We start from the raw sequence: 13276 nt of genomic DNA on the forward strand, positions 1-13276 counted from the left end.
GAAAACGAGCACCTTAGGCTTCCTATTCTGCCTTTGGTGCTCGTTTTCTTTGTACGTATGCACTTAGCTTATAGATTCATCGTCCGCATCTGCGGCGGCTTTCGCTTGCTCGCTTGAAGCATGAAGCTTCCGGTATTGGCCTGGTGTATATCCCGTCTCTTTTTTGAACTTGCGAATAAAGTTCGGTGTATCCAAATATCCGACCCTGACGATGATGTCCTTCAGCGGATCACTAGTCGTCAGCAGCTGGCGAATGACCTCATCCATGCGGCGCTGCCATATATATTGAGAGAAGTTGCTGCCTGTCTTCTCCTTGAACGAACGGCTGAGATAAGAGGACGAGATAGAGAACTTCTGTGCGGTCGCTTCCAAGCTCAAGCTGTAGTCGGTATACTGTTGATCAACGTACGCAATGACGCTGTCCATTAAAGAGAGCTGTTCATTTTCCGAGTTGCGCTCTACTTGTTCGCAGATATGTGCGGCCAAGAGCTGAAGCTTCTTCTCAAGCTCCTCCAGTGACTCGAAGGAGGTGAAGCTCGGAATATCACGAATTAACTCGTTCAAGCCGAGCTCAGACGCTGTCTTCAGCAAGGTATTCATAATATCGAAGCAAATACAGCGAAGGAGAGAGATCGATACGCGCTCTGCCTTCAGCTTGTTGAATATCGCTTCAATCATTTGCATTGCAACGGTATCATTGCCCTGCTTCAAGCTTTGTGTAAGCTTAAGCAGGGAGTCCTTAGCGATCCAGAACGTGTCGTTAGGCGTATGGGACAGCTTGTTGAAATAAGTAATGCTGCCCTTGCCGTTCGCCATACGATACTCCAGCGCAGAAGCTGACTCGATATAAGACTGATTCAAGAGCGCTGCATCCTCATAGGCATTACCAACACCAATGGATGGGATGAGGTGCGTGCTTTCCATCACGGTTGTTCGAAGAGCTTCGACGATTTGTTCCATCTGGTGCTCCACGGAGATTCTTGTGTCCTCATTCATGCTGACGATGAGGGCGAATTGATCAAAATGCGGCAGCTCAATGCCATATGCGTGTGCACCGTATTCTGGAATTTCAATTTCCTCGAACAGCTCTACGATCTGCTGACGATGCTGCAATGCATCTGCGACGCCAGGATACTCATCCCAAGAGATTGCAATGATGAAATAGTACTTGCCTGTCAGTTCAATGCCGATCATCTCCATAATATGTGCAGATTCTGGGTTGTCCAGCTTCCCATGCTTGAGCAGCATGAGCAGAAATTGATTTCGGGCAAATGGCTCTTGAATATCGACGCGGGCACTATAGTCATGCAGAGTTTTACGAATCCACTCCAACTCATTGCGTCTCTTAGGTGCTGGCTGTGCAGCAGAGGCTTCTTCATTCAACAAGGCAAATTCCATAAGATCATGGATTGGATGGTATTGCTTGCGTGCCAGGATTATGGCTGCTAGAATGCCGGCGATGACCACTACAGCGAATGCGAGCATGAAGAAGGTCTGAATATGGAACACACGCCCGAAAAATTGCTCGCTTGGCATAGCCGTCACATAGGTCCACCCATTCATGGAAGATTTAACAGAAACAATGGATTGCTGCATATTATCCAGCTTCAAGCTATGGATGCCGGGCCCGAGCTCTGACAACAAGTGAATCTCAGTTTTTGGGATAGGCTCTCCATGATTATTCTGGGTAAGCACACGGCCCTTCTCGTCGAAGATGTAGGTATTGCCTTTGAATCCATTCAGAATGGTATCCATAAGTCCCGTTAGCTTCGATTCCTCCATCAGGAACAGCACGGTTCCGTGTGGAGACGAGCTGTTAGGAGTGATCGGGATCATATACGCAAGCATGGACTTGGTAATATTCATGCTCAAGTTAACGGATTCCGCTGGTCGCACGACAGGATAGAGCTCAGTTTCCAGCTCCTTAATAATATCCTTCTTGCTCCAGTCCTCGAATAGATAGTATTGATCAAAGAGGACATCTACATTGGTCATTCCTTTTGACGAGTAGATGGCGTGGCTATTCCTGTAGAAAAGGAATAGCTCTTCTAGAATGGAACTGTTCGCTTTATATTTGCCGAGCGCGGATATCGCATCGCGGCTGTAATAGGGATGCCGTATCATATAAGGTGTCAATTGTTCATCATAAGCAATGCGAGAAGCAATGTCTCGAAGCTCCGTCATGCGAGAATCGATGTTCAGCTTCACCTGATTGAGCTGGTTCACGTTCGATTGCTCAATTTCGGAACGAAGATTGTTTACGGCATTTTGATAGATAAAGATCGTGAGAACCACTAATGGGATGAGAAAAATCAATATATACGACCATATGTACTGTAATAGCAGCTTCGACCGAAAATAGTTCCAACTCATCCTGACAAGCCTCCTAGTAGTCTCTTGATGTAATCTTGCTATGAAGTGAATCTGGCAATTAGTAAGAAGACAATTTAATAGAGAAAAGATGCTGATGATTTGTAATTATTGTATACGTTTCGCTTCATCTGTAAAGCGAGAAATTGAAAAAAAGCGGCAATATTCATATTGTAAACGATTCCAATCGGAAATGGAATGACTTCGTAGTGTGTACAACAATTTCTGTAGAGTGGACATTGTAGGTGTATAGCCATTGAGGGAATTGCTTTTTATCTTATTTTAAGGTTCGGTTCAGTTTTCTTTAATGTAACTCTAGTATTCTAACAATGGACCGAATGACAGATGAGTTCTTGCGAAGGAGGGTTGCCGGCAGCGATTACTGGCCTTGGTCAACCGGAGTCTTCCGTTGCACAAGGTGATCCGTTTCATCTTTCTCATGGTTTACAGTTTACCCCTAGAACATATATAGACCGCATCGGCATTTGCGCGATGCGGTCCTTTTTTTGTAGCTAAATAAATTGAATTCGGTGTTTAACAGGTCGACCCGAAGTTGTTTCAGTGCATACAGGCCTAGGTCTATGTAGGTTATTATTTACATATATTAGTTTTAATGCAAGATATTATTTCGAATCCCTGTAAATCGAGGAAGAGTTGTGACTGAAGCTATGTTGCATGGTTAAGGAGGGGAGAGGTTGAATGATGAAATGGATTCAAGAGCATGAAGTGCTGCCATTATCTCATTACAAAACTATGCGGTCAGAGAGTCCTTTGTTGTGGTCAGAGAGCTCTCTGTTGCGTTCAGAGAATCCTCAGCTGCTGGGGGGAACGTTCTGGCATGCGTACCGATACGATCATATTAAGAGGATATTTGCTGATTACAACCATTTTTCTTCCGAATTGCGAAGCGAAGACAAGCGGCCGATTGAATACAGCATCCTCCGCACCGATCCGCAGAAGCATAGCCAGCTTCGAACATTAGTCTCACAAGCCTTCACACCTAGATCCATTGAAAAGATGATTCCACGAATTGAAGCATTGGCGGATGAGCTTCTAGATAAGGTGGAAAGCAAAGGACGAATGGATGCAGTTCAAGACTTCGCAGTTCCGCTCCCGATTATTGTAATCGCAGAAATACTCGGCATACCGGTACATGATCGAGATCAGTTTCGAGAATGGTCGGAGGCATTAGTGAGTGGTGACATTGACCGCAATAGCAATTGCCAGAAGGAGATGGCTGTATATTTCGAGGCGATCGCAGAAGAACGCCGCCGTAATCCACAGGATGATCTGATCACTAGGCTTGTGCATGCAACGTCAGACGGAGAACCGTTGTCCCCCTTTGAGCTCATTGGGTTTTGTATTTTGCTGCTTGTGGCTGGCAATGAAACGACAACGAATTTGCTCTCTTCTGCACTAGCGTGTTTCGACAGTGAGCGCATCGCATGGGACGATATTAGATCCGATCGTTCTTTACTGCCTGGCGCTATTGAAGAAGTGCTGCGGTTTACCTCGCCGGTACAGTTAATGTTTCGCCGTGTGAAGAAGGATGTGGAAGTAGATGGCATGATGTTAACTGAAGGGCAGTTCGTCATGTTGTGGATCGGGTCAGCGAATCATGACGAGTCTGTGTTCGAACAGCCAGAACTCTTCCATATTCGCCGTCAGCCAAACCCGCATTTAGCGTTTGGTCATGGTATCCACTTCTGCCTGGGGGCTCAACTTGCACGGCTGGAAGCGAGGATAGCGTTGAATGCAATGCTCGATCGTTTCCCGAACTATCAATGTGATCATTCCAAGCCGTTGAAGCGCATCCAGAGCGAGTTTATGTTCGGTTTCGAGTCCTTGCCGATCATTCTTACCTAAGTAAACCTAGCTTTTCGTTATTCATTTCAGATGAAATAAGCAATAAAAAACAGCCTCTCTACATGCAAAATAGATCGCATGAGAGAGGCTGTATCACGTTTACTGTTTACTCTTTGCCAAGAACCTTATCAACCAGACCGTATTCATACGCTTCTTGGGCAGACATGAAGTAGTCGCGATCCGTGTCGCGCTCCACGCGCTCAAGTGGCTGACCTGTGCGATCCGCCAAAATTTTGTTCAACGTGTCGCGCATCTTCAAGATGCGGCGTGCGCGAATCTCGATATCGGACGCTTGCCCTTGTGCTCCGCCAAGCGGCTGATGAATCATAATTTCGCTGTTCGGCAGGGCGAAACGCTTGCCCTTGGCACCTGCATTAAGCAGGAACGCTCCCATGGAAGCTGCCAAACCCACACAAATCGTAGATACGTCCGGCTTGATGTGCTGCATTGTATCGTATATGGCCATGCCGGCTGAGATTGAACCGCCTGGGCTATTGATGTACAAATGAATATCCTTCTCCGGGTCATCTGCAGCCAAGAACAACAGCTGGGCGATAATCGAATTCGCCACGAGATCGTTCACTTCTGTTCCGAGGAAGATGATGCGATCCTTCAACAATCGAGAGTAAATATCATAGGATCTTTCGCCACGATTCGTCTGTTCAACAACTACGGGTACATAACTCAAGATAACCCCTCCTAACTAATATCATTACACATTCAATATAAAGGACTTGAAACAAAAAGTCAAAGATGGTCAAACTATGTAGAGAAAAAAACATCTATCGTTTCGCTTCTGCAAAATTCAAGATGTTACTTCCGTGCTTATTCACCTAAATATATGCGTAACGTAGCTTCTTATCCTGTACCAAATAAGGACAGGAGTGTAAATGGCGCGCCCGCAAGGAATCGAACCTTGATCTCAGGCTCCGGAGGCCTACGTCATATCCATTGGACCACGGGCGCATTCATACAAGAGCAAAATTTATTATATAAGAAAGCGTATAACAAAGTCAAGTGAGCGCCACTGAATATTTATTTTAAAATAATTCTTTCTATAATAAGTGGACGGTGCCGAATAAGGTGTATGTTGCCCGATCTAAGTGAGCAATGTCGATGTCTAAACTACATGGGGATGTGGAGAGCGAACAGGATGTGAAGGAAAGCTCAAAACTTTTGTTGTAAACACAGGTACGAGCAGGGCATGATGTCCGTCATTAATGTCTATACTGAGGAATGTCTAAAATTTTTGCGAAATATGTATTAACTTGTCGTATTTTGGGTTAATTACATCATAGGCAGTCGTATGCCCTTCTAGATATGTTGTCTGATAATGAATAACTTCGATATTGCTTGCTTATTATAGAAGTTGTTTATAGGCAGAGAATTCGCGGTTTTGGGCGCAAAATCAGGGGTTCAGGATACTTGCAAGTTGCTGCGTTATTCGGTAGAATAGTGGTGGGACAAAAAATGTAGAGATGGGACGTTTTTAGTCCAATGGTTGCTTATGGGAAGCAGGAGTGGAGAGAATGCGTGAGTGGTTAGAAATACAGAAGCGACTTCTACCTGAACTCATTGAACTGTTGAAGAAGCGTTACACCATCCTGCATCAAATCATGTTGTCCGACTCCATTGGGAGAAGAACGCTGGCAACGTCATTGCAGATGACCGAGCGTGTGCTCCGTGCAGAGACCGATTTATTGAAGGCGCAAGGCCTGATTGATTCGGATAACACGGGTATGCGAATCACTGATGAAGGCCGGCAACTTGTCCGGAAGCTGGAATCCGTGATGGGCGAATTGCTCGGGATGCGCCAGCTGGAGGAGAGTATCCGCCAAGCATTCGGTTTGAAGCAGGTCATTGTCGTACCCGGCAATTCGGATGTATCGCCTGCCGTGAAGCAAGAACTCGGGCAAGCGGCTTGTAGAGCGCTCAGCAGCGTAATGGACAAGGAAGATGTCGTGGCGGTGACAGGCGGCTCCACATTGGCTGCAATGGCAGATCAATTGACGAGTTCATCACCGTTGAAAGCCAATTGGTTCGTACCCGCACGTGGGGGACTTGGGGAGAGCTTGGAATACCAAGCGAACACAATCGCTTCCACGATGGCGAAGCGCGTAGGCGCTCAGTATCGGCTCTTGCATGTGCCGGATTTGCTGAGTGAGGAAGCGTATCAGTCGCTTAAGCAGGAACCGAACATCCAAGACATTTTGCGAGTAATTCGCCAAGCACGCATTGTCGTGCATGGCATTGGAGAAGCTCTCGTTATGGCGAAGCGCCGCCGTGCGGATGAAGAGACGATCCAGCAGCTGCTCGAAGAAGGGGCGCTTGCAGAAGCGTTCGGGTATTATTTTGACCGAGACGGGCATGTCGTTCATACGATGCTAACACTAGGCCTTCGCCTAGAGGACATCTCTCGTATGGAGGTAGTCATTGCCATTGCTGGAGGTCAGAGCAAAGGTGAATCGATTACTGCAGTGCTTCGTGCAGGACACGAAGACATTCTCGTTATCGATGAAGCAGCAGCAGTTGAAGTATTGAAACATTGTGGTCTCGATGTGCCTTACAGGCCGTCTTGAGATATATAAAAAAATTGCGAAGGAAATGGGAGGAATCATCAATGGTTAAAGTTGGTATTAACGGCTTTGGTCGTATCGGACGTAACGTATTCCGCGCAGCATTGAACAATTCAGAAGTAGAAATCGTTGCAATCAACGATTTGACAGATGTAAACACTCTGGCTCACCTGTTGAAATATGACACAACTCACGGCAAATTCGAAGCTTCTGTAGAAGCTAAAGAGGGCGCATTGGTTGTTAACGGCCGCGAAGTGAAAGTATTCGCTGAGCGCAACCCTGAGAACTTGCCTTGGGGCGCTAACGGCGTTGAAATCGTTGTTGAGTCCACTGGTATCTTCACAGCGAAAGACAAAGCTGAAATGCACTTGAAAGGCGGCGCGAAGAAAGTTATCATCTCCGCACCTGCTACTAACGAAGATATCACAATCGTTATGGGCGTTAACGAAGATAAGTATGATGCTGCAAGCCATACAATCATCTCCAACGCTTCTTGCACAACAAACTGCTTGGCGCCATTCGCTAAAGTATTGAACGACAAGTTTGGTATCGAAAAAGGTATGATGAACACAATTCACTCCTACACTAACGACCAAAACGTTCTTGACTTGCCGCACAAAGACTTGCGTCGTGCTCGTGCAGCAGCTCAAAACATCATCCCTACTACAACTGGTGCTGCTAAAGCGGTATCCCTTGTATTGCCTGAATTGAAAGGCAAATTGAACGGTATGTCCATGCGCGTTCCTACTCCTAACGTGTCTGTTACAGACTTGGTAGTAGAACTTAAGAAAGACGTTACTGTTGAAGAAGTAAACGCAGCTTTGAAAGAAGCAGCTGAAGGCCCATTGAAAGGCATCTTGAACTACACTGAAGAGCCATTGGTATCCAGCGACTTCAACGGCGACCCAGCTTCCTCCACTATCGATGCTTTGACAACGATGGTAATCGGCGGAAACTTGGTTAAAGTTGTATCCTGGTACGACAACGAGTGGGGCTACTCCAACCGCGTTGTAGACTTGGCAGCTTTCATCGCAAAAAAAGGTCTGTAATCGCATAGCACTTACAATCAAAGAGGAGTGACCGTTCAGGCCTCCTCTTTTGATCCTTATAGTGCCTAGAGCATATCGAGAACCAGTGCGGACACAGATTTTTAGATATACAGAGATAGAGAGTACAGAGAGAAACCAGAACATACTAACGAACGATATACGATATATAGAGAGAAAGATTTAGATGGAACCCATACAGAACAAGAACACAGAACATACCGAACAACACACCAGAGAGAAGCGTGTGCCGGTGTAATCGACGATAGGAGGAACACGGGGATGAACAAGAAAAGTGTGCGTGATGTAGAAGTTAAGGGTAAGCGCGTATTTGTACGTGTGGATTTCAACGTTCCATTGGAAAATGGTGTGATTACGGATGATACACGTGTACGCGAAACGCTCCCGACAATTAACTACTTGGTGGAACAAGGTGCGAAAGTTATTTTGGCAAGCCACATGGGTCGTCCGAAGGGCGAAGTTGTGGATTCCATGCGTCTGACACCTGCAGCAGTACGTCTTGGCGAACTGCTTGGTAAGCCCGTTAAGAAGCTTGACGAGTCAATTGGTGAAAACGTAAAAGCTGAAATTGCAAAAATGGAAAACGGCGACGTTGTCGTGCTTGAAAACGTTCGTTTCCACAAAGGCGAAGAGAAGAACGATCCAGAATTGGCTAAAGCCTTCGCAGAACTTGCGGACTTGTTTGTGAACGACGCGTTCGGTGCGGCTCACCGTGCACATGCATCCACTGAAGGCATCGCACATCACTTGCCAGCCGTGTCCGGTCTGTTGATGGAGAAAGAATTGAATGTACTTAGCAAAGCGCTGACAAACCCTGAGCGTCCATTTACAGCAATCGTAGGTGGTTCCAAGGTTAAAGATAAAATCGACGTTATCAACAAAATGTTGGAAATCGCCGACAATATCGTGATCGGTGGCGGCCTGACATACACATTCTTCAAAGCACAAGGCAACGAAATCGGGAAGTCGCTTGTCGACAACGAGAAGCTTGATGTTGCTTTAGGCTTCATCGAGAAAGCCAAAGAACTTGGCAAAAACCTCTACTTGCCAGTAGATATCGTAGTTACAGATGACTTCAGTGCAGATGCAAACACACAAGTGGTAGCGATCGACAGCATTCCTGCTGAATGGGAAGGCATTGACATCGGTCCAAAAACTCGTGAAATCTATGCTGACGTTATCAAGAATTCCAAGCTTGTTGTATGGAACGGGCCTATGGGCGTATTCGAAATCGAGCCGTTCTCTCATGGTACGCGTGCAGTAGCAGAAGCATGTGCGGAAACTGCTGGTTACACAATCATCGGCGGCGGCGACTCTGCAGCAGCGGTTGAGAAGTTCAAGCTGAAAGATAAAATGGACCACATCTCCACAGGCGGCGGCGCTTCCCTTGAATTCATGGAAGGCAAAGCATTGCCAGGCGTGGTTGCATTGAACGATAAGTAAGAGAGCAAGTAAGGGGATGGCGGCTTCGGCCGCTCCCTTATGCGTAAAGGAGTGAATCGTGTGAGACAACCGATTATCGCAGGGAACTGGAAAATGTTCAAAACGGTATCGGAAGCTGTCGCTTTCGTATCCGAAGTGAAAGGCAAAGCAGAAGTGGAAGGCGTAGAGAGCGTACTCTGCGCACCATTTACAAACTTGCCAGCATTGGTTGAAGCAGTGAAAGGCACAAGCATCAAGATTGGTGCACAAAACCTTCACTTTGAAGATTCCGGTGCATTCACAGGCGAAATTTCCGGCGCTATGTTGAAAGACCTTGGCGTACACTACGTCATTATCGGTCATTCCGAGCGTCGTGCATACTTCGCAGAAACTGATGAAACAGTAAACAAAAAAATGCATGCAGCATTCCGTCATGGCTTGACGCCAATCGTATGCGTGGGTGAGTCGCTTGAAGAGCGTGAATCTGGCAAAACGAACGACGTGTGCAAAGTGCAAACAGAAGCAGCATTCCAAGGATTGTCTGCTGAACAAGCAAAAGAAGCTGTCATCGCTTATGAGCCAATCTGGGCGATCGGTACAGGCAAATCCTCCACAGCAAAAGACGCGAATGAAGTTATCAGCTACATCCGCAGCGTTGTGAAGGGCTTGTACAATGATGAAGTTGCTGCTGCTGTTCGCATTCAATACGGCGGAAGCGTAAAACCGGAAAATGTACGTGAATACATGGCAGAAAGTGATATTGACGGCGCATTGGTAGGTGGCGCAAGCTTGCAACCAGCTTCCTTCATCTCCTTGGTGGAAGGGGCGAAGTAAGATGTCCGCACCTAGACCGGTAGCACTTATCATCATGGACGGCTTCGGACTTCGCGATACACTAGTTGGCAACGCAGTCGCGCAAGCGAACAAGCCAAACTACGACCGTTACATGAGCCAATTCCCTCATACGACACTGACAGCTTGCGGCGAAGCGGTAGGCTTGCCAGAAGGTCAAATGGGGAACTCCGAGGTAGGTCACTTGAACATCGGTGCAGGCCGCATCGTATATCAAGACCTGACTCGTATTACGAAATCGATCCGTGAAGGCGACTTCTTCTCGAACGAAACACTGCTTGCAGCAGTGAAGACTGCGAAGGAGAACAATAAGGCGCTTCACATTTACGGATTGTTGTCTGATGGTGGCGTACACAGCCATATCGACCACGCGCTTGCGATGCTCGATCTCTGTGAGCGTGAAGGCTTAAAGGACGTATACATTCACGCATTCTTGGATGGCCGTGACGTTGCGCCTGATAGCTCCCGCGGATATATCGAAAAGCTGCAAGCCAAAATCGCTGAAGTTGGCATAGGCCGTATCGCTACGGTTCAAGGCCGCTACTATGCGATGGATCGCGACAAGCGCTGGGAACGTGTTGAGAAATCGTACCGCGCAATGGTATACGGCGAAGGCCCGAAATACCGCGATCCAATTGCTGCAGTTGAAGAATCTTATTCCCAATCCGTATATGACGAGTTCGTTATGCCTACGGTAATTGTGGATGAGAACGATCAGCCGGTTGGCTTGGTTCAAGAAGGCGATTCCGTCGTATTCATGAACTTCCGCCCAGACCGTGCGATCCAGCTTGGCCAAGTGTTCACCAACGATGATTTCCGCGGCTTCGATCGTGGCGACAAGTTCCCTAAGAACTTGCATTTCGTTGCGCTTACGCTGTTCGCAGAAACAGTTGGCGGATATGTTGCTTACTCTCCAAAAGAGTTGGACAACACGCTTGGTGAAGTGCTCGTGCAGCATGGCAAGAAGCAGCTTCGCATTGCGGAAACTGAGAAGTATCCGCACGTAACGTTCTTCTTCAGCGGCGGCCGTGACGTTGAGCTTCCTGGTGAGAAGCGTGTGCTTATCAACTCGCCTAAGGTAGCAACTTACGACCTGCAGCCTGAAATGAGTGCTTACGAAGTTGCAGAAGCAGCAGTGAACGAAATCAACTCTGACCAGTTCGATACGATTATCCTGAACTTCGCGAATCCTGATATGGTTGGTCACTCCGGTATGCTGGAACCAACAATCAAGGCCGTAGAAGCTACGGATGAGTGCATGGGCAAGGTAGTTGAAGCGGTATTGGCGAAAGGCGGCGTCTGCCTCATTACGGCGGATCACGGCAACGCGGATATGGTATTCGACGAGCAAGGCCGTCCATTCACTGCACATACGACGAACCCAGTTCCATTCATCGTTACTTCGAATGACGTGGAATTGCGCGAAGGCGGCATCTTGGCAGACATCGCTCCGACGATTCTTGACTTGATGAACGTTCCTCAGCCAGCAGAGATGACTGGACAAAGCATGATTAAGAAGTAAGTTTTACAACTTACTTAGATATATAGTAATTTATATATAAACAATCAAAAAAGGAGTTGTACACACCATGACAATGATTATGGACGTATACGCACGTGAAGTGCTTGACTCCCGTGGTAACCCTACGGTAGAAGTAGAAGTAAAATTGGAATCCGGCGGCTTCGGCCGTGCAATCGTACCTTCCGGTGCATCCACTGGTGCTCACGAAGCAGTTGAGCTTCGCGATGGCGACAAAGGCCGTTACGTTGGTAAAGGCGTAGAGAACGCTGTTAAAAACGTAAATGAAATTATCGCTCCAGAAATCATCGGTTACGATGCTCTTGATCAAGTTGCAATCGATAAAGCGATGATCGAGCTTGATGGCACGCCTAACAAAGGCAAATTGGGTGCTAACGCAATCTTGGCTGTATCCATGGCAGTAGCTCGCGCTGCTGCACATGCATTGGATATGCCTTTGTACACGTACCTTGGCGGATTCAACGCGAAGCAATTGCCAGTACCAATGATGAACATCATCAACGGTGGTGAGCATGCTGACAACAACATCGACGTTCAAGAGTTCATGGTATTGCCAGTAGGCGCACCTAGCTTCAAAGAAGCACTTCGTATGGGAGCTGAAATCTTCCACAACCTGAAGTCCGTATTGAAGAGCAAAGGCTTGAACACAGCTGTAGGTGACGAAGGCGGATTCGCTCCTAACCTTGGTTCCAACGAAGAAGCGCTTCAAGTTATCATCGAAGCAATCGAAAAAGCTGGCTACAAGCCAGGCGAAGAAGTATTCTTGGGTATGGACGTTGCGTCCACTGAGTTCTACAAAGACGGTAAATACACATTGGCAGGCGAAGGCAAGTCCTACACATCTGCTGAGTATGTTGACCTTCTTGCTTCTTGGGTTGATAAGTACCCAATCATCACAATCGAAGACGGTATGTCCGAAGACGATTGGGATGGCTGGAAGTTGCTCACTGAAAAATTGGGCGGCAAAGTACAACTCGTTGGTGACGACTTGTTCGTTACAAACACTGAGCGTCTTGCTCAAGGTATCGAAAAAGGAATCGGTAACTCCATCTTGGTTAAAGTTAACCAAATCGGTACGCTTACAGAAACATTCGAAGCGATCGAAATGGCTAAACGTGCTGGCTACACAGCTGTTATCTCCCACCGTTCCGGTGAGTCCGAAGACAGCACAATCGCTGACATCGCGGTTGCAACAAACGCTGGCCAAATCAAGACAGGTGCTCCTTCCCGTACAGACCGCGTTGCGAAGTACAACCAATTGCTTCGCATCGAAGACAACTTGGGAAGCACAGCTCGTTACGACGGCTTGAAATCCTTCTACAACTTGAAAAAATAATTAGCTTGCCGCACAAGCGGCTTGCTGATTCGATAGCCAGACTCCCTTGAAGGGGTCTGGCTTCTTTTTTATGACCCCATATCCATATGTGAGGTAGGCATATTGTGCTCTTCCTCTAATCTACCTTTTACTCTTGCTTGCCTTTCGTACTTGCCCTTCTTGTCCTCCCTTATTTCTCTTTGTTCTTCCCTAGTTCTGATCCTTGTGAAATTATGCTTCACTGCTTCATTCCGACTCTAGTTGGGTC

Annotated in this window: 9 protein-coding genes and 1 tRNA gene; 7 read left to right on the forward strand and 3 right to left on the reverse strand. The window is 47.1% G+C overall.

Translation table 11 applies throughout. The annotated features are described in order from the left end of the window. Positions 1-63: 63 nt before the first annotated feature. Positions 64-2373 carry a helix-turn-helix domain-containing protein gene (locus tag RQP50_RS17265; RefSeq protein ID WP_315746182.1) on the reverse strand — a complete coding sequence of 770 codons (2310 nt, stop codon included), beginning with the start codon at positions 2371-2373 and terminating at the stop codon, positions 64-66. A gap of 696 nt (positions 2374-3069) precedes the next feature. Here RQP50_RS17265 and RQP50_RS17270 point away from each other — a divergent pair. Further along, entirely contained in the window at positions 3070-4236 is a 1167-nt protein-coding gene (locus RQP50_RS17270; protein ID WP_072730294.1) for a cytochrome P450, read from the forward strand. Positions 4237-4342: 106 nt separating this feature from the next. Here the strand turns inward: RQP50_RS17270 and clpP are convergent, their stop codons facing one another. Together clpP and RQP50_RS17280 are read right to left on the reverse strand one after the other, a co-directional pair. Next, the gene (gene clpP, locus RQP50_RS17275) at positions 4343-4924 is read right to left on the reverse strand and encodes an ATP-dependent Clp endopeptidase proteolytic subunit ClpP (RefSeq protein ID WP_021252826.1); all 582 of its coding nucleotides are present in this window, start codon (positions 4922-4924) and stop codon (positions 4343-4345) included. Between the two features lie 203 nt (positions 4925-5127). After that, positions 5128-5202, reverse strand: a tRNA-Arg gene (locus RQP50_RS17280). Positions 5203-5765: 563 nt separating this feature from the next. Between RQP50_RS17280 and RQP50_RS17285 the strand changes: the two genes are divergently transcribed. The 6 genes from RQP50_RS17285 to eno all read left to right on the forward strand — a co-directional run bounded on the left by RQP50_RS17285 (position 5766) and on the right by eno (position 13029). Beyond that, entirely contained in the window at positions 5766-6815 is a 1050-nt protein-coding gene (locus tag RQP50_RS17285) for a sugar-binding transcriptional regulator (protein WP_315746183.1), read from the forward strand. A gap of 41 nt (positions 6816-6856) precedes the next feature. Continuing rightward, complete coding sequence (gap, locus tag RQP50_RS17290; protein ID WP_072730293.1) at positions 6857-7861, forward strand: type I glyceraldehyde-3-phosphate dehydrogenase; 1005 nt, start codon at positions 6857-6859, stop codon at positions 7859-7861. Positions 7862-8140: 279 nt separating this feature from the next. Next, positions 8141-9322 (forward strand): phosphoglycerate kinase, encoded by a 1182-nt coding sequence (locus tag RQP50_RS17295; protein ID WP_021252823.1) that lies wholly within the window; start codon positions 8141-8143, stop codon positions 9320-9322. Between the two features lie 60 nt (positions 9323-9382). After that, positions 9383-10135 (forward strand): triose-phosphate isomerase, encoded by a 753-nt coding sequence (tpiA, locus tag RQP50_RS17300; RefSeq protein ID WP_021252822.1) that lies wholly within the window; start codon positions 9383-9385, stop codon positions 10133-10135. A gap of 1 nt (position 10136) precedes the next feature. Further along, entirely contained in the window at positions 10137-11675 is a 1539-nt protein-coding gene (gene gpmI, locus RQP50_RS17305) for a 2,3-bisphosphoglycerate-independent phosphoglycerate mutase (protein WP_021252821.1), read from the forward strand. Positions 11676-11742: 67 nt separating this feature from the next. Continuing rightward, positions 11743-13029, forward strand: coding sequence for a phosphopyruvate hydratase (gene eno / locus RQP50_RS17310; RefSeq protein WP_072730291.1), 1287 nt, complete (start codon positions 11743-11745; stop codon positions 13027-13029). The last annotated feature ends 247 nt before the right edge of the window (positions 13030-13276 follow it).

Source organism: Paenibacillus suaedae, from assembly GCF_032337355.1.
GTDB lineage: Bacteria > Bacillota > Bacilli > Paenibacillales > Paenibacillaceae > Paenibacillus_B > Paenibacillus_B suaedae.

Coding starts and splice junctions, on each gene's coding strand:
- RQP50_RS17265 (WP_315746182.1), bottom strand. CDS start 2,373: ATGAGTTGGAACTATTTTCGGTCGAAGCTGCTATTACAGTACATATGG.
- RQP50_RS17270 (WP_072730294.1), top strand. CDS start 3,070: ATGATGAAATGGATTCAAGAGCATGAAGTGCTGCCATTATCTCATTAC.
- RQP50_RS17285 (WP_315746183.1), top strand. CDS start 5,766: ATGCGTGAGTGGTTAGAAATACAGAAGCGACTTCTACCTGAACTCATT.
- gap (WP_072730293.1), top strand. CDS start 6,857: ATGGTTAAAGTTGGTATTAACGGCTTTGGTCGTATCGGACGTAACGTA.
- RQP50_RS17295 (WP_021252823.1), top strand. CDS start 8,141: ATGAACAAGAAAAGTGTGCGTGATGTAGAAGTTAAGGGTAAGCGCGTA.
- gpmI (WP_021252821.1), top strand. CDS start 10,137: ATGTCCGCACCTAGACCGGTAGCACTTATCATCATGGACGGCTTCGGA.
- eno (WP_072730291.1), top strand. CDS start 11,743: ATGACAATGATTATGGACGTATACGCACGTGAAGTGCTTGACTCCCGT.